General features: G+C 62.3%; 19 protein-coding genes. 3 read left to right on the forward strand and 16 right to left on the reverse strand.

Annotated elements, in window-relative coordinates; translation table 11 throughout:
• Positions 1–34 precede the first annotated feature (34 nt).
• The 3 genes from AC4D14_RS00145 to AC4D14_RS00155 all read right to left on the reverse strand — a co-directional run bounded on the left by AC4D14_RS00145 (position 35) and on the right by AC4D14_RS00155 (position 2,706).
• A complete protein-coding gene (locus tag AC4D14_RS00145) occupies positions 35–874 on the reverse strand; it encodes an ABC transporter permease (RefSeq protein WP_490899546.1) in 840 nt (279 codons plus the stop codon).
• Positions 871–1,836: an ABC transporter ATP-binding protein gene (locus tag AC4D14_RS00150; RefSeq protein ID WP_490899547.1), complete on the reverse strand. Its 966-nt coding sequence runs from the start codon at positions 1,834–1,836 to the stop codon at positions 871–873. Before AC4D14_RS00150 ends, AC4D14_RS00145 begins: the two co-directional genes overlap by 4 nt.
• 474 nt (positions 1,837–2,310) lie before the next feature.
• Positions 2,311–2,706 (reverse strand): winged helix-turn-helix transcriptional regulator, encoded by a 396-nt coding sequence (locus AC4D14_RS00155; RefSeq protein WP_490899548.1) that lies wholly within the window; start codon positions 2,704–2,706, stop codon positions 2,311–2,313.
• 119 nt (positions 2,707–2,825) lie between these two features.
• On the opposite strand from AC4D14_RS00155, the gene AC4D14_RS00160 reads away from it, so the two are divergent.
• Positions 2,826–3,716: an enoyl-CoA hydratase/isomerase family protein gene (locus tag AC4D14_RS00160; RefSeq protein ID WP_490899549.1), complete on the forward strand. Its 891-nt coding sequence runs from the start codon at positions 2,826–2,828 to the stop codon at positions 3,714–3,716.
• A 48-nt stretch (positions 3,717–3,764) separates the two neighbouring features.
• Here the strand turns inward: AC4D14_RS00160 and AC4D14_RS00165 are convergent, their stop codons facing one another.
• The 5 genes from AC4D14_RS00165 to AC4D14_RS00185 all read right to left on the reverse strand — a co-directional run bounded on the left by AC4D14_RS00165 (position 3,765) and on the right by AC4D14_RS00185 (position 7,404).
• The gene (locus AC4D14_RS00165; protein WP_490899550.1) at positions 3,765–4,022 is read right to left on the reverse strand and encodes a hypothetical protein; all 258 of its coding nucleotides are present in this window, start codon (positions 4,020–4,022) and stop codon (positions 3,765–3,767) included.
• Positions 4,023–4,402: 380 nt separating this feature from the next.
• Positions 4,403–4,798, reverse strand: a complete 396-nt coding sequence (locus AC4D14_RS00170; RefSeq protein WP_490899551.1) for a hypothetical protein — start codon at positions 4,796–4,798, stop codon at positions 4,403–4,405.
• A 19-nt stretch (positions 4,799–4,817) separates the two neighbouring features.
• A complete protein-coding gene (locus AC4D14_RS00175; protein ID WP_490899552.1) occupies positions 4,818–5,432 on the reverse strand; it encodes a TetR-like C-terminal domain-containing protein in 615 nt (204 codons plus the stop codon).
• Entirely contained in the window at positions 5,425–6,279 is an 855-nt protein-coding gene (locus AC4D14_RS00180) for an alpha/beta fold hydrolase (RefSeq protein ID WP_490899553.1), read from the reverse strand. Before AC4D14_RS00180 ends, AC4D14_RS00175 begins: the two co-directional genes overlap by 8 nt.
• A gap of 102 nt (positions 6,280–6,381) precedes the next feature.
• A complete protein-coding gene (locus AC4D14_RS00185) occupies positions 6,382–7,404 on the reverse strand; it encodes an aldo/keto reductase (protein WP_490899554.1) in 1,023 nt (340 codons plus the stop codon).
• Between the two features lie 234 nt (positions 7,405–7,638).
• Here AC4D14_RS00185 and AC4D14_RS00190 point away from each other — a divergent pair, with 234 nt between their 5' ends.
• Positions 7,639–8,247, forward strand: a complete 609-nt coding sequence (locus AC4D14_RS00190) for a TetR/AcrR family transcriptional regulator (protein ID WP_490899555.1) — start codon at positions 7,639–7,641, stop codon at positions 8,245–8,247.
• A 221-nt stretch (positions 8,248–8,468) separates the two neighbouring features.
• Entirely contained in the window at positions 8,469–8,726 is a 258-nt protein-coding gene (locus AC4D14_RS00195; RefSeq protein WP_490899556.1) for a hypothetical protein, read from the forward strand.
• A gap of 188 nt (positions 8,727–8,914) precedes the next feature.
• Here the strand turns inward: AC4D14_RS00195 and AC4D14_RS00200 are convergent, their stop codons facing one another.
• The 8 genes from AC4D14_RS00200 to AC4D14_RS00235 all read right to left on the reverse strand — a co-directional run bounded on the left by AC4D14_RS00200 (position 8,915) and on the right by AC4D14_RS00235 (position 16,598).
• Complete coding sequence (locus AC4D14_RS00200; RefSeq protein ID WP_490899557.1) at positions 8,915–10,219, reverse strand: aminotransferase family protein; 1,305 nt, start codon at positions 10,217–10,219, stop codon at positions 8,915–8,917.
• 178 nt (positions 10,220–10,397) lie between these two features.
• Positions 10,398–10,601: a biotin/lipoyl-binding carrier protein gene (locus tag AC4D14_RS00205; protein WP_490900457.1), complete on the reverse strand. Its 204-nt coding sequence runs from the start codon at positions 10,599–10,601 to the stop codon at positions 10,398–10,400.
• A gap of 1 nt (position 10,602) precedes the next feature.
• Positions 10,603–11,316, reverse strand: a complete 714-nt coding sequence (locus AC4D14_RS00210; RefSeq protein ID WP_490899558.1) for a GntR family transcriptional regulator — start codon at positions 11,314–11,316, stop codon at positions 10,603–10,605.
• Between the two features lie 46 nt (positions 11,317–11,362).
• Complete coding sequence (locus AC4D14_RS00215) at positions 11,363–12,145, reverse strand: LamB/YcsF family protein (RefSeq protein ID WP_490899559.1); 783 nt, start codon at positions 12,143–12,145, stop codon at positions 11,363–11,365.
• The gene (locus AC4D14_RS00220; protein ID WP_490899560.1) at positions 12,145–13,113 is read right to left on the reverse strand and encodes a 5-oxoprolinase/urea amidolyase family protein; all 969 of its coding nucleotides are present in this window, start codon (positions 13,111–13,113) and stop codon (positions 12,145–12,147) included. Before AC4D14_RS00220 ends, AC4D14_RS00215 begins: the two co-directional genes overlap by 1 nt.
• Before the next feature lie 10 nt (positions 13,114–13,123).
• A complete protein-coding gene (locus AC4D14_RS00225) occupies positions 13,124–14,140 on the reverse strand; it encodes a carboxyltransferase domain-containing protein (protein WP_490899561.1) in 1,017 nt (338 codons plus the stop codon).
• On the reverse strand, positions 14,137–15,543 hold the full coding sequence (locus AC4D14_RS00230; RefSeq protein ID WP_490899562.1) for an acetyl-CoA carboxylase biotin carboxylase subunit: 1,407 nt from the start codon (positions 15,541–15,543) through the stop codon (positions 14,137–14,139). The genes AC4D14_RS00225 and AC4D14_RS00230 overlap by 4 nt, the downstream gene beginning before the upstream one ends.
• A complete protein-coding gene (locus AC4D14_RS00235) occupies positions 15,540–16,598 on the reverse strand; it encodes an ABC transporter permease (protein ID WP_490899563.1) in 1,059 nt (352 codons plus the stop codon). The genes AC4D14_RS00230 and AC4D14_RS00235 overlap by 4 nt, the downstream gene beginning before the upstream one ends.
• Positions 16,599–16,601 lie beyond the last annotated feature (3 nt).

Consider the following 16,601-nt stretch of genomic DNA (forward strand, 5'->3'; position numbering starts at 1 on the left):
GGGCCCAGACACGGGCCAGGGATGGGGTGGTCCCTTAGACGTCGCGCTTCTTGGTGACGATGAGGGCGGCGGCGAGGAATGCCAGGGCCCAGGCGCCCATGACGAGTCCGCCCTGGAGTTGGGTCAGGGCGCCCTCGGCCGCGGTCACGGCAACCATTTTGTTGCCTGCCTCCGCGGGCAGGAAACGTGCGGCGTCGGGGACCCAGGCGGCCAGGCCCGACAGCAGTTGCATGATGATCGGCAGGACGAAGAAGATTCCGACGGCGGTGACCACGCCGCCGGCGGTGTAGCGCAGCAGGGTTCCCAGGGACATGGAGATGACCGTTACGAGGGCCAGGACGGTCCCGGTGTTGATGATGCTCGCCAGGACGCCGTCTTCGGTGAGGGCGAAATCAAGGTTTTGGCCTTCAAGGATGGGCTGGACGATCAGGTAGGACACCAGGGCGCTGAGCAGGCCCACGAGGAAGGCGACGGCCGCGACCACGCCTGTTTTCGCCAGCAGCGCCATGGTGCGCCTGGGAACCGCGACCATGGTGGAGCGGATCATTCCCGTCGCCCACTCGGAGGCGATCAGGACCACCGCCAGGGAGGCGATGAGCAGTTGCCCGAAGATCAATCCGGACGATGGCGTGGTGAGCGCAGCAGCAGCAAGGGCCGGGTCGCCGCTTGCTGGCATTGTCTGCGCGGTTGAAAAGGCGGCCAGCGCGGCGAGACCGACCATGACCAGGACGGTGGAGGCGATCAGGACGACGGTCGAGCGGACCGTGGTGACCTTGATCCATTCGGATCGAAGCACCCGGGAAAATGTGATGCCCGAACCGGGCTGGGGGGCGTGCCTGGTCGGTGAGGGCGATGCGGTTGTCTGTGTGCTCATGGTCGGCGTCCTTCCACGGGGATGGTGAGCTGGGTGTTGTCCGGGGCGGTGGGGGAGAGGCTGTGTGACTGGTATTCGACCTCGGCCTGGGTGAGCTGCATGTAGGCGTCCTCAAGGGACAGCTGCAGGGGGGTCAGTTCGTAGACCAGGACGCCGGTCCGCTGGGCGGTCTCGGCGATCCGGCGCGGGTTGACGCCGGTGATCTCGATCAGTTCGGGTTCCAGGAGCTGTGAGCTGACGCCGTCGCCGACGAGGGGGCCGAGCAGATCCTGCGGCCGGTCTGCGCGGACTCGGACGCGGGCCTTGCTTTGACCATCGATGATGTCCTGGATCGGGGCGTCGGCGATGATCCGTCCACGCCCGATCACGATCAGGTGATCGGCCGTCAGGGCCATCTCGGACATCAGGTGCGAGGACAGGAACACCGTCCGGCCCTCGGCGGCCAGGTCCCTGGCGAGGTGGCGGACCCACTGCACGCCCTCGGGATCGAGACCGTTGACCGGCTCGTCAAAAATCACCGTCTGGGGATCCCCCAGCAGGGCCACCGCGATGCCCAGGCGCTGGCCCATGCCCAGGGAGAACCCGCCCACACGCTTCTTCGCAACCGCGCCGAGCCCGGTGAGCTCGATGACCTCGTTGACCCGGGAGTTCGGGATGCCGTGGGTGGCCGCCATCGCCCGGAGGTGGTTATACGCCGAGCGCTTGGTGTGGACTGCCTTGGCATCGAGCAGCGCCCCGACTTCGTGCAGGGGAGCCTTGTGCTTCGCGTAGGGCCGGCCGTTGACAATCACCTGTCCGCCGCTGGGATTATCCAGTCCCATGATCATGCGCATCGTGGTGGACTTCCCCGCACCGTTCGGGCCCAGGAATCCGGTCACCTTCCCCGGTTGGACGGTGAATGATATGGAATCCACCGCCGTCTTCGCGCCATAGCGCTTCGTAAGGGTCTGAGCTTCAATCATGAGAATCCTTCAAATCGATATACAAGTGAAATTTTTTTCTGCACGCCTGAGCACCGCGTGTCCCCACCTGCAGGTCCGTCCGTCACATCGTCGCCCTCGGATACGTGGGCACGACGGGTCGTCATGTCTTCGGCAACGGAGAGGAATCGTGGCGTTTCGATTCCCGCCGATCATTAGAAACTGTGTTCACACCACAGGGTCAACTTGGAATGCCCGGCACCGACAGGTTCCACCCCGGGAGTAGGGGAGGATGCCTGGTGCTCACTGATATTGCACTGGGCCCTGCAGGATGCCGTGGCGACGCTGGGCAACCTCTCGATCCATGCTATCACAGTGTACTAGTACGCTGTATCGGTAGATCACCACTCGCCTACCCGTCCCCGTGGCATCGTGGTGGGCGGGGGCCAGGAGAGTGGTTCGTGGGAACCGTGCGGCAGATTGATCGGTTTCGGTCGGGGCCTTCCAGCGGAGGAGTCAGGGTGCGCCGGATTCTTTGCGCTGGTCATAGGCGATCTGGTTGCGGCGGATCGACGGGGCGTTGGTCACAGTCCAGTCGTAGAGCTGCCCGAATGGTTCGCGCAGTGATTCCCCGAGAGGGGTGATGGCGTATTCGACACCCACCGGTGAGGTCGGCAGCACCCGTCGTTCGATGAGACCGTCACGCTCCAATTTGCGGAGCGTCTGCGTCAGCACACGCTGCGTGACGCCTCCGAGCCGTCGTTTGATCTCGTTGTATCTCCTGGGTTCGTCGAGTACCGCCATGCACATCATCGACCACTTGTTGGCTATCTGATCGAGGATGGGGCGACTCTCACAGTCAGGGCTGAAGACCTCCGCGGTGGTGTCCACAATGTTGCTGAAACGCTGCATTCGGTGTGTTCCTGTATCCCTAGGATGCTTAAAGTGCGTTCTTGACGAGCCTCACATCAGCTCCAAGACTAGGTATGCATTGTAAACCGACATGCCTTTTGAATACCTAGGAGATCAGCGTGGCCGAATCAAGGCTGACAGCGAACGCCGCCCACTTCACGACCTTTCAGACTGAGCAGGACGGTCGTGTCCTGTACATCACCCTGAACAACCCGCCCGTGAACGCGCTCAGCGTTGTCATGATGCGTGAATTTCGGGACCTGATGCTGGCACTCCGCGAGGATGATTCGGTCGCAGTGATCGTCTTCGACAGCGCGAACCCGGAATTCTTCATCGCGCACGTCGACATGAACATCGGCGATCAGATGGACATCCTGGGACAGCTTGCCTCCAAGGCGCCGGAGGGAGTTAATGTCTTTCAGGCTGTGGGTGAGCTCCTCCGACAGCAACCACAGGTCACGGTGGTCAAGCTCAAGGGCATCGCCCGCGGAGGCGGCGCCGAATTCATCGCCGCAGCCGACATGACTTTCGCAGCTCGCGAAACCGCCCGCATCGGGCAGATCGAAGCATTGATGGGCATCATCCCCTCCGGAGGCGGCACCCAGTACCTCCTTGAACGAGTCGGCCGGAACCGCGCCCTGGAACTCGTTCTGACTGGCGATGCTGTCGAGGCGGATGTCGCTGCGTCCTATGGGTGGATCAACCGCGCTATCCCTGCCAATGATCTTGATGCGTTTGTCGACCGGCTCGCCCACAACATCGCCAACCTGCCCGAGGGGGTACTCGCCGCAGCCAAGCGGATTTTCGCTCCCATGACACCGCTCAGGGGTTACGAGCAGGAAGAAACAGAGTGGGGTGCGTTGTTCGGGCTTCCTGCAGCCCGGCACCTGATCGGCGACAGCCTCGGGCGCGGTGCCCAGACTGTCGAAGGCGAACGGGACCTCGAGGGCCTCCTCCGAGGGATGAGCAAAGAATCACAGCCTCATGACTCAAGCGAACAGCAACCCTGACATTCAACAGCGTGACGATTGACTCGCCGTCGCGCCGGCCGGAACGCGTCAGGCGTCCCCGTCGAGAATCCCGCCGTCGAGGATCCGGCTGTATCGCAGGCGCAGCGCGCGTTCGGTGCTGGCAGCGATCGCCGCCACGACCAGTACGACGTTCACCCCCTGGGGCAGGTGGACGGGGCTGTTCAGCGTACCGACGCTCCCCGCTATCAGCGGGATCGATGTGAGCTGCTCGATGATCTGGGGCAGGCCGAGCGCGAGGGCGAGGAGGAGCACGACGACGGACGCCGCGCCCATGGTGCGGCTCAACGCCGGATGGGTTCGTTCAAGGCGTGCTCGTCGCCCCTCAGCCGATGCGGGATCGGGAATGAGCTGTCGTTGTGTCCCGTCGTACGTCACGTAATGACAACGCCTGAGTCCGTGAGCGCTGGTAGCGACCTCTATCCGACCGCTGGTGACGGGAAAGACCGCCGGAACCTTCGATCGTGCGGTGTTGATGCCATCGTGATAGAGCCTGGCGTACACCTCTCCGTCCGGATCTCCTTCGCCGCACCCTTGTATTGCCGGTCTCCACAGCCCACAACTCCGGGATCCGCGACGTGAGCCCTGAGGCAGGCACGGCGTCATGGTCCTGTCATGACCCTGCCACGACCGAGGTGGGTGCCATACACGCCTTGCAACCTTCGTGGTTACCCGTGTGTGGTGCCGGTGAGCGCGCGCCAGCGGGGCTGGTCGGTGATGGGCACGACAAAACACAGCACAGTCACCGCGGCGGCGATCCATCCGGGCCAGAGTGTCCAGGCGGCCATCGTTGCTGCCGAGAGCTGAGTCATCAGGATGAGGATGGTGACGACGCCAGGAACGGTGACAGGCCCATCCCCGCCGGGGCGGTCGCCCGGGGTGCTGAAGACGGCGGGAAGTCCGATCAGCAGCACCACGGCTCCGACGGCCAGTGGAATCGAGTGCGGCCACAGCGCCCAGGCAGAGCCGACCCAGGCGATGAGCTCGGCCGTGAAGCGCAGGACGCCGGCGACGGGACCGTGGCCGGGTGCCCGGGTGCCGGGTCCTGCAGGCCTGGTTTTCATGCTGCCGCCCGGCTGTCGATCACAGCTGCGGGCTCTGTGGGGACGCCTCACGCCCAAAAGCGGCATTAGCCGCTGCCGACCTCAGACCTTGGTCAATGAAGTCGATCATCCAGGTGAAGCTGGTGTTGACGCTGGTGGGCATCTGGAAGCCGTCCGAGATCTCGAGTGTTGCGAAACCGTGAAGCATGCTGCGCAGCATCCGCACCGCGTGGGTTTCCTCCTTAGGATCAAGGCGGTAGCCGAGCAGCACGGCGGAAAGGGGGGTGAGTGCGCGTTCCAGCGCCGTGGCGAGGGGATCGTCCGGGCCTGTGGGCCGGACCCCGAGGGTCGCGGCGTAGCGGCCGGGATGTTGCTTCACATAGCCGCGGAGCGCCTGGGCCGCCCCTTCGAGGGCATCCCTGCGTGCCCTGCCTTGCGTGGCATCACGCACTGCCTCGCTCAGTTCAGTGACAGCGAGGACGCAGATGCGGCGGGTGAGGTCGGCAAGCCCGTCGATGTGCTTATACAGCGAGGGAGTCCGCACGCCGAGACGTTCGGCGACGAGGCTCATGCTGAGCTGGGCAAAGCCAATCTCGTCGGCGAGGGCGGCGCCGGCTTCGGTGACGGCCGCGGCATCCAATCCGGCCCTAGGCATGGTCCACGCCCGTTGTGGATGTCAGCGTCCTGCCCAGGAACGGCAGCAGCAGGGCGAGCAGCTCGTCCGGGGTCTGGGTGTGCGGGTAATGCCCGGCGCCTTCGATGACGGCAAGTTCGCCGACGCCGTCGGGAAGGTCGGCGATGATACGTTCACCTTCGGCGCGGGGGTCGGTCCAGTCGGGGTCGGCACTGCCCTCGACGATCAGGACCGGCCGCCGGACGTCGGGCAGCCGGGCGCCGGCATCGGCCGGGGATGTCTTCATCATGGCGCGCAGGACCGCCATCCGCTCGGGCCGGCTCATGGTGGTCCGGATGCGGGCGGACTCGTGGTCCCAGTCGGCGGGTTTGGCCGGGACCGCCAGGTCCAGATAGGCCAGCCACGCCTTCACGCTCCCGCTGAGCATGACCTTGGCGAGCTGGACCGTGCCGGTCCGGTAGTTCTTCCGGCGGAACAGGCCGCCAAGGCTGACCGACTGTCTGCGGGTGAAAGGGGCAAGTTCCACGACGCCGGCGACCAGCCCGGGATCCGCGGCGGCAGCGATGGTGGCCGCGCCCCCGCTGATCGAGTGGCCCACAATGACCGCCGGGCCGCCGAGCGCACGCACGAGGGCGACAAGGTCACCGGCGATGTCGGTGCGGCTGTAGCCCTTCCATCCGGTGCTGGATTCCCCGCAGCCGCGGATATCGACGTTGGCGACCCGGTAGCCGGCGGCCACCAGGGCTGGGGCGACAAAGCGGTAGGAGTGCCGACTGTCGCCCATGCCATGGGTGAGGACCACGAGGGGACCCTCGCCGCTCAGCTCGTAGGCGATGGTCCCCTCAGGGGTGTTCAGATACGCAGTCATGACAGCCTCCAAGTGGCTAATAAGCATAGCTTAAAGCTAAACTGTTTAGCCAAGTCGGTCAAATTCCCATATCGCCACCATGTGGTGGTCGGAGAAGTGGTGTCAGCCGCGCCGGCGCTGGGAAGGGTCGAGCAGGGCCGGCGGGGCGTCGTTCTTCTCCTGTGGTGCAAGGTCGGTGCCGGGTGGCACGATGGCATCGATCGCGTCAAGGATGTCCGAGGACAGGACAGTGTCGGCGGCGGCGATCTGGGAGTGCAGGTGATCGATGGTGCGCGGTCCGATCAGTGCGCTGGTGATTGCGGGATGCGCTGTGACGAAGCCGAGCGCGAGCTGAATCATGGTGAGGCCTGCGCCGTCGGCCACCTTGGCCAGCTGTTCAACGGCGTCAAGCTTTGCCCGGTTGACGGGGATGGAGACGTCGAATCTGTGCTGCATGAAGCCCGAGCGGTTCGTGCTTATCTCCTGGCCCTCGCGGATGGCCCCTGAGAGCCATCCCGAGGCGAGGGGGCTCCACGCCAGGACACCCATGCCGTATTCCTGGGTGGCGGGGAGTACCTGGGTCTCGATGCCGCGCTGCAGGATCGAGTAGCTGGGCTGCTCCGTGACGTAACGGCTCAGGCGGTGGGAGCTGGCGGCCCACTGGGCCTGGACGATGCGGTACGCCGGGAAAGTTGAGGAGCCGAAGTGGCGGATCTTGCCGGCGCGCTGCAGATCGGTCAGGGCGGAGAGGGTTTCTTCGTCGCTGGTCCTGGGGTCCCAGCGGTGGATCTGGTAGAGGTCGATGTGCTCGACGTTGAGCCGGCGCAGGCTCGCCTCCAACTGGGTCATCAGCCAGCGCCGGGAGCTGCCCTGGTGGTTGCGCCCGTTATCCATGGGAAGGCCCGCTTTGGTGGCGAGGACGACGTCGTCGCGGCGGCCGGCGACTGCCTTGCCAACCATCTCCTCGGACTGGCCGCCGCTGTACACGTCAGCGGTGTCGATCAGGCTGATGCCGGCCTCGAGGGCGGTGTCCACCAGAGCGGTTGATTCGTCCTGTGTTGTCCGGCCGATCTTCCCGAAGTTCATGGCGCCCAGTGCGAGCGAGCTGACCTGCAGGCCGGTGCGGCCGAGGGTGTTGTACTGCATGAGGATGTCCTTTTCCGTTCAGAGTGCGGGTGCATCGGGGTATGGGGGTTATTTGCAGACGACCCGGCCGGGCGGAGTGGGGTCTTCGTCAAGCGCCGCGACGGTCGCGCCCCAGTTTGGGTTGGTGGGTTACAGAGCAACGGGTCTGACATACTTTGCAAGAGGAACGCCGCTCCGTTTGACTATACGGAACGCTGTTCCACTTAGCAATAAGGGTGAAAGAGGATCAGGGATATGAGTCTGGATGCCGGGCAAGCAGGGCAAGGGGCGCAGCGGAAGCGCGCGGACTCCCGGCGCAATGAACAGGTGCTCCTTGCCGCTGCCGCCGCTGTCTTTGTCGCCTCCGGCGTGGACGCACCGGTACGGGAGATTGCAGCCCAGGCCGGAGTGGGGGTCGGCACGATCTATCGTCACTTCCCGACCCGGGCCGACCTCATCATCGCCGTGTACCGGCACCAGGTTGAGGCCTGCGCCGAGGCCGGTCCGGTCCTACTGGCCCACGCGGAGTCGCCACATTCCGCTCTGGGCCAGTGGATTGATCTATTCGTCGAATTCCTGGTCACCAAGCACGGCCTCGCCGCTGCACTGCAAAACGACAGGGATGGCTTTGGCGCCCTGCACACGTACTTCGTTGATCGGCTGGTGCCGGTGTGCGCACATCTGCTCCAAGCCGCTGTGGCAGCAGGAGATATCGACCCGGACATAGGCGCTTATGAGCTCATGCGCGGAGTCGGAAATCTGTGCGCGGGCGACGTCAAGGATCCGCGGTACGACGCCGAGCGGCTGGTCCAACTGCTAATTAGGGGGCTGGCTCGACCCGCCCGTCCGGAGACCGGCGGCTAACGGGAACCGGAAGGCAGGAACCGGGCAGGCCCCATCAGCTCGTAGTTGGCCCTTGACCTTGGTCAGGGATTACTTAGCTGCGAAACGTGTTGGTGGAGTTCAGATTCAACGTGTAGTTGAAATTTTGGTCCGGTGTCTTGTTCTCGGGTGTGGTCTCTGTCGGGTAGGTCCATCAGGACTCAGCGTGAGCGGCTGGCATCCATTGGCCGAGGTGATCTTGATTGCACCTTCTCGCTGACGTTTTACGTTATCTCGATCAGCTGCTGGCAAATCGCTACCCCTTGAGCCGATGGGACAAGATTCAACTCCTCGACAGCGGCGGCGAGACCGTCGGCGTCGTCGGCAAGTTGCTGAATCATAACGTCAACGACTGCGGCGACAACCACGTGCAGGTCTCCGTAGGTCAGGGCGTCCGCGCTACCATCACCTATACCGCGGCCCTGGTGGACAGTCGGGAAACCGTGCCCGTCCGGAATTAGTGTCGGTAGACGCTCGACCGGGTGACTGCCGCAAGAGCAAGGACTCGAGCGAGACTCGTCGGGCACCGGGACTAGCATCGCGAAGTCCGGATCGGAGGCAACGGCGATGTGAGTATTCTTTCCGCAGGGGAGGTGGTTTCCAGGGAATTCATGTTCCTGCGTGCTTTCATGATGCCGGTGGGGGAGTACTACTGCCCGCGTAGAGGATCTGCCCGGTCGAGGACCCGCGAGATAGTCTTTGCGATCAGGTCAACGTCCTCGTCTCCCACTACGAACGGGGGGCTGATCTGGAGGGTGTTGCCGCGCAGGGGCCGTACGACGACGCCGTCGTCAATGCATGAGTTGGCCACGGCCTCGGCGTCTGCCTCGGGTGCGAGCTGGACGCCGGCGAGAAACCCGACGCCGCTGCGGATTTCCTGCACGAGAGGATGGGAGGCAAGAGGGGCCAGGGCCTTATCGAGGACGGATTCAAGTTCCAGGGCCCGTAGAACGAGTCGTTCGTTCTCGAGGATGTCGAGGTTCGCGTGTGCAACGGCGCAAGCTGTGGCATGACCCGAGTACGTCATGCCGTGTCTCAGGACGGGGGCGTCGTGTCCTCGATAGAACCGTCCCCAGATCCGGTCGGAGACGAGGACGCCGCCCAGCGGGGCGTAGCCGGATGTTATTCCTTTGGCTAACAGAATCATGTCGGGCTCGAGATGGAACCGTTGGGAGGCGAACATGAAGCCTGTCCGGCCGAATCCGGTGATGACCTCGTCAACGATCAGAAGAATGTCATTTTTCCGGGCGATTTCCTGCAAACCTTCAAGATATCCGGTGGCAGGCGGAATCACCCCCCCGGTGCCTATGATTGGTTCGGTCATGATGGCGGCAATATTCTCGGGGCCGATTTCGTCTACGACCGCCCGGACGCCTTCAATATCGTTTGTGGGAACCAAAGCGGTCTCGGGAACGAGGGAATCGGAGCCGTAGCCGTCCCGATTGAAGTCAAGCCCGGCGACACTGGTACCAAAGGCATGGAGCCCGTGGTAAGAGTACGTACGACTGAGGACGGTTTTTTTGTCTGGCATGCCTTCAAGCTGCCAGTGGCGTCGTGCAATCTTGCAGGCCAGGTCGACGGAGTCCGACCCGCCACTGTTGAAGATTATTTTGGCGTCCGGGATCGGACCCATGGCCACGAGCCGGTCCGCGAGGGAGAGAGCCACGTCGTTCGAGAACCGGCCGAAAACGTGGTAAGTCTCCAGTTTGCACATCTGGTCATAAGCCGCTTTCGCCACTGATTCCCTGCCATGCCCGATGTTTGCATGCCACAGTCCGGCGGTGGCGTCGAGCAGGCGGCGTCCGTCCGAGGTCGTGAGGTACGGGCCGCGCCCTTCGGTAATGACGACGCGGCGTTGCAGGACCGAGGGCATGTGCGCCTGGGCGCTCCATAGCGACTCGCCCACGTGCTTGGGACGGTTTGCCGGGTTGAAAACGGTTGCTTCGGTAGCCATTGTTTGTTCTCCTAGGCAGGCCAATAGAGCAGTTCCATGTGCAGCCGCCGCCAGACTGCCCTATGCCTCCTGGGCTGGTCCCCATTTGCGCGCCGCTGCGGGCGTGATGAGCGGATTCGGCATTTATACGGGCGAAGTTGGACGTGGGCATTCCGGGGTTGGGGTGTGCCCGCAACGGTTAGTCGAGAACGGCGAGTAGTTGTCCTTCCGCGACTGCATCCCCTTCGGACACGGATATGTCCGTGACGACGCCGGATTCGGGCGCTTCAACCGGAATCTCCATCTTCATGGACTCAAGGATCATTATCGTTTCGTCTTCCTCCACCGACGCTCCCGGCGTCACGAGAATTTTCCAGACATTCGCTGCCAGGTCCGACCGCACTTCACTCAATTTGCGTTCCTCTCCTCGAAAAACCGGGACAATAAGATGCTGTGTTCGTCATGGACCTGCGGCGCTGGCCCGTGTGGTCCATGTGTTGTTTGATTTGCTCGTCTAGGTCCGCGATGTTTCCTCCTTTCATGTTTGCCAGGAGCTCCTGGTGTTCGGCCGCTATCTCTTTTGGATCGGGATACGACTTCTCCAGCATCATTAGCGACAGGCGCGTTTCGGTGAGGAGGGTTTGGTAGAAGACCGTCAGACGTTTGTTGCCGAGGCTCCCGACCAAGACCGTGTGGAATGCCAGGTCCAAGTCGACCAAGTCAGACCAGGGGCGTCCGCTTTCCGAGGCTGTCGTCATGTCGACAATGATGCGGTGAAGCTCATCGAAGATTTGTTTTCTTGGATTTTTTGCAAGCTCCTCCGCTGCTGTCTTTTCAACAGACTGACGTGCGACAGATATGTCATCCATATCCGCCTCGGATAATTCCAAGACAAAAACCCCACGGTTGCGTACCCGGTGCAGGAGACCTTCCTGGATGAGCCGCTGCATTGCTTCGCGCACCGGCGAGCGGCTGACGTTCAGCTGCCGGGCAAGACTGGTTTCCCGAAGCTGTTGTCCGGGCGAGTAGGCGCCCTTTTCGATAGCGCCCCGCAGCCGGTTAACAATGGTGTCCACTGTTCCGTCGATGAGGATCGGCTCCAGTACCGGTTCACTCACCTGGTCGCTCCTATCCTTGCGGGGGTCAGGTAGATGCGCACCCGGATCAACCCGGTTCCGTCGCCACGTTTTCGGCTTCGGTCAACGGACGCACTGATATGCCCGCATCCCGCAGGAACTGCCAGACCGTGCGGATAACCTCCACCGAGTTCGGTGCGTCCCCGTGCAGACAGATGCTTTCCGGGGAGATGTCGAGATCCCGCCCCGACACTGTGGCTACTTTCCCTTCCCTCACGAGCCTGATCGCACGTGAGGAAACGAGTGCAGGGTCCCAAGCCTGCTTCTCCCGCTCGATCATCAGGTTGCCGGCGTCGTCATAGCCGAGGTCGACAAATCCTTCCTGGACTAGCCGGACGCCGTAACGGGCGGCGAGCTCCGAGTGGCGCTTGTCGAAACAGTAGAGAGGGAGCGAGCTGTCAATTTCGGCTACCGCAGCGATGACAGCTTCGGCCAACTCTTCGTCCTCCAGCGACATCAGGTACATGACCCCATGCGGTTTCACGTGGGAAAGTCTCGACCCTTCGGCCTCAACGAAACCCTTTAGGGCGCCTATTTGATACAGCGTGTAGTCTCGGAGCTCTTCCGCTGAGACCGCTATTCGTCGTCGTCCGAAGCCCAGAAGGTCCGGCAGCGAGACGTGCGCTCCGATCTGCAGGCCCTGGCCGACTGCCGCACGGACCGTGTGGCGCATGATTCTCGGATCCCCGGCGTGGAAGCCGCAGGCGATGTTAGCGGCGCTGATATAGGGCATGAATTCTTCGTCCGGCGCGAAGCGCCAGCGGCCGTAGCCTTCTCCCATGTCGCAGTTGATTTCGATGGCTGTGTCCATTATTCGGTCCCTCCTGCTGCAGACATGAGCATGGATCGTTCCTCGTCCAATGCGTAGGCGTCGTCGATGGAAATTGGCTTGAACCGGATCGTATCTGTCCCCGGCCGCATCTGGCCGGTCTTCCATAGGCTCGCCTTGGGTACGACTCCGAATACGACAAAGCCGCCAGAAGTTGGCCCGTCAGGTCCGAGGATCACGGGAGTGTCGCCATTGAGGTTGATCCCGCCGAGAGGGTAGCCGGTGTCGAGGATGTTGGATGGGTGCCCGCCGGCAATACCGCCGTCGGACCGGGCCCACTGCAGCCTCGCCGGGTCCAGCCTGATACCGGTACGGTTTGAATTTTGGTCAACGGTCCATGAGCGTGAAAAGAAGTTCTCGACGTCCGCTTCCGTGACGAATTCAGGCGTAGCAAATGGCCCTGGCACGACTTCCAGTTCCCAGTCGTGCCGGTACTCGGGGATCCTTTCCTGCGGCAGTTCCGCTATTGGTGAGGTATCCGAACTTCCGATCTCCAGGACATCTCCCTTGACGAGCGCGCGCCCTTCAACGCCTCCAAGCGAACCCATGGTGTAGGTGGACCGGGAACCGAGGACTTGGGGGACATCGATTCCTCCTCTGACCGCCAGATAAAACCTGAACCCGGATACCGCCAGGCCGATTTTCAATTCGGCACCTGCGGAAACGTTGACAGCGGCCCACTGTGGCACCGGGCTACCATCGACTGTCACTTCGCCGGCGGCGCCGGTTACTGCCACGGTGGCGGGGGACCGGAACCGGAATTTGGTCTTGCCTAGTGTGATTTCCAGACCGGCAGCGTCAGGGCTGTTGCCGACGGCGACATTGCCGAGCCGGAAGGCGAAATCATCCATCGGACCCGCGGGAAAATACCCGCGTGACAGCATTCCGATTCGTCCAGGCCAGTCTTGGACGGTTGTCTGGATGCCGGATTGAAGAACTTCAATGGACATGTGTGACTCCTCACGGGACGGCGGTTGCCGCGGCAGCGGTGTCCCGCTTGGCGGTGAAGTCTGCGGCTTCGGCCACGAGCGAGGCGCACCAAGCGTTATAGGTGCCGACGTCAAAGTCCTCGTCCTGTATGTCATAGACGTATTCGCCCCGGTGGACGGTTTCGAAGTAATCCGCTAGTTCCTGCTCGGAGACGGCATGGAATCTAATGCGGTCACATGGGCGCAGCAGCAAAGGCGACTGGGCAAAAGCAGGATTGCGCTGTTGGATGTCGTACACGGGCAGCGTTCTGCCGAGCAGTTGGTAACCGCCCGGCGATTCCACGGGGTAGATCGAGTAGCACGGTCCGCCCAGACCGATGGCTCCTTCCGCTGTCCAGGTACGTGTGGGGTTGTATTTGGGAGCGAAGAGGACCTTCCTCGGATCCAACGGGAAAGTGAAGGGTAGTCCGGGGAAGAACCCGATGAATCCAACCCAGAGGTCCGTCCCTGTTATGACTTCAATCAGCTCGTCAACGTCCCGAAGCCCGTTGTAGGCGATCGTGTAATCGACGTTGTTGTCATTCACGCAGTTGGGGGCATCAGAACGGATGCTGCGAACATAACGGGCAACAGCTGCCTTGGACGTCGAATCGTGAAACGCAGCGGGAAGATTCACTCTTCGGCTGGGGAGGACCAGATTTTCCGTACCGGCTGCATTGTCATAGGCCTCATCCAGTGCCAGAACCAGGTTCGCGACGTTTGTTTCCGCCGGGTCATACGAGAGCAGTATGGAACGGAAACCGGGGGATGTTTCGACCAGTCCCGGAGGGCGAGACTGGTTGACCTCGGTGTTGATGTTGTGGACAAAGAAGTTGAGGTTCAGGTCAAAATGCATGCCACCGAATTCAACGAGGAGATAACTGTCGCCGGCGATCCGGTACGTGACAGCAGGTTTGCCGTCAGTGGCCGCATGTTGCTCGTAAAGTGCGGATGGCACCCCTGCCCACTGTTCAGAGATGTACTGGTTGGAAACCTCGTGGGGCTTCATCGTGCGTACTCCTCCTGATCGGTCTCGCCTTTTGCTATCGACTCCGCAGCCCGCTTCTGCACGTCGGCCACGATGCCGGTGCTGTAGCGGCCTGACTTGAATGCCGGATCGTTCAAAAGCATCCGAAAGAAGGGGAGATTGGTTTTTAGCCCCGATACTTGGAAGGCTGCGACGGCGGACCCGGCACGTGCGAGTGCTTCTTCCCGGTCCTGCCCCCGGACGATGAGTTTTGCCAAGAGCGGATCGTAGGCGGTGGTCACGGTATTGCCGGCTGCATAGCCGCTGTCGACGCGGACACCTTCTCCTGTTGGTTCCGTCCACTCACTGATGTGCCCGGGCGATGGCAGGAAGCGTTTAGGGTCTTCGGCATAGATGCGCATCTCTATGGCATGGCCTGATGGTTGGAGGTTGTCGGTGTCGAACCCAACGTCCCGGCCGGCGGCGACGCGGAGTTGTTCCTCGACAAGGTCAATGGAAAACACGGCTTCGGTGACAGGGTGCTCCACTTGCAGTCGGGTGTTCATTTCCAGGAAAACGAAGGTCTGCCGCACGGGATCGACCAGGCATTCGACGGTACCGGCATTGCGGTAGCCGACAGCAGTCCCCGCTCTTACCGCAGCATCCAGCATCCGGGATCTGAGTTCGGGTGTGATTCCGGGAGACGGAGACTCCTCGGCGACCTTCTGGTGGCGGCGCTGGACCGAGCAGTCTCGCTCCCCGAGCGCTATGACCCTGCCGTCGGGGAGCCCGAGGATCTGGACCTCCACGTGGCGGGCTTGCTGAATGAACTGTTCAATGAGGATCCGCGAGTCACCGAAGAAGCGCTCTGCACGCGACCGTGCAGTATCGAAAGCTGCCCGCAGGTTTTCGTCATTGTCGGCAACTATCATTCCGATGCCGCCTCCGCCTCCGGATGGTTTGACGATGACCGGATAGCCGACAGAGTTGGCGATCACGACTGCCTCTGCGGGGTCGCTTACCGCTTCGGCGGATCCTGTCGCCACCGGCACGCCGGCGGCCTGCATCAGGTTTCGGGCGTTGATCTTGTCCGCCACCATTTCCATCGATTCCGGCGAAGGCCCGACCCACGCGATGCCGCTTTCGATAACCCGCCGTGCGAAGCCGGGATTTTCGGCGAGGAAACCGTAGCCCGGATGGATGGCCGAAGCCCGGACAGCCCGGGCTGCGTCTATCAGTTTGTCGACATTCAGGTAGGATTCGGCAGGATTGGCCGCACCCAGGGGGACAAATTCGGAGGCTTCCTTCACAAAGGGAAGCTCCACGTCGACGTCCGAGCAGACCGCTATTGTCCTGATGCCGAGGGCGTTCGCCGTCCGGATGATCCGCCGGGCAATCTCGCCCCGGTTGGCGACCATCAGCGATTCGAAGACCGGCTCCGTCATGACGTGACACCTCTAGCAATGAGGCGGGCCTTGGCTGAAGCCCGGAAACGGTCTGCCACGACCGCGAGAATGAGAGCCAAACCCAGGGCGATGCTTTGCATGTTGGTATCGAGCCGCATGAAGTTCATACCGTTACCGAGCAACATGATGAAAATGACCCCCAGGACCGTACCGCCAACGCCGCCTCTGCCGCCCTGCAGGGACGCTCCTCCAATGACGGCCGCCGTTATGGATTGAAGCGCAAAAGCACCGCCGAAAGTCGGTTGTCCCGAACCGCTGCGGGCGGTCAGGAGGAAAGCGGCTAGGGAGGCCAGAACCGCGCAGATCACGTACGTGGTGATCAAGTTCCGCCGCACCTGGATCCCCGCGGTCTTGGCCGCCAGGGCGTTGCCGCCAATCGCGTACAGGTGACGGCCGAAAGTTGTCCATTTCAATACGACGAAGACAAGGATCAGGACCGGAAGAGCAAGGAGTACCAGGTTTGGAATGCCTAAGGTGAACCCGGCCCCGAGGCCGACAATGTACTCTCGCGGTAGACCGGAAACCGTTGCTCCCCCGCTGAAGACCATGGTGACGCCCGCAACGATCGTGGCAGTGGCAAGTGTGACAATGAACGGATTGACCTTGAGGAAAGCCACTCCGAGCCCGTTTGCCAGCCCCACTACGACGCCGACGGCGAGGCATACGACAAATCCCATGACCATGGACTGACCCGCAAATTCAGGTACGCCGCCGTAAACCAGTTTCATCATTGTGGCGGAAACGACTGACGACAGGGCAACGGTTGCTCCCACTGACAAATCAAACCCACCGGTGACGAGTACCAACATCTGTCCTAGAGAGATCAGCAGCAGGGCCACGGATTGCTGGGATACGGAGAGTAGATTATCGGGCTGCAGAAAACGGTCATTTGCCAGGGCAAAGACGACCACCATTACGAGTAGCAACGGCGGCAACGGGCCGACGTTGCTGAAGAACCTGAGCCAGTACTGGCGGTTCTCCTTCTGCCCCGCGCCTGCGGCGGCCGCAGAGCTTTTGACTTCGGTTGTTGACATGAC

Source organism: Arthrobacter sp. TJ-254 (assembly GCF_058269175.1).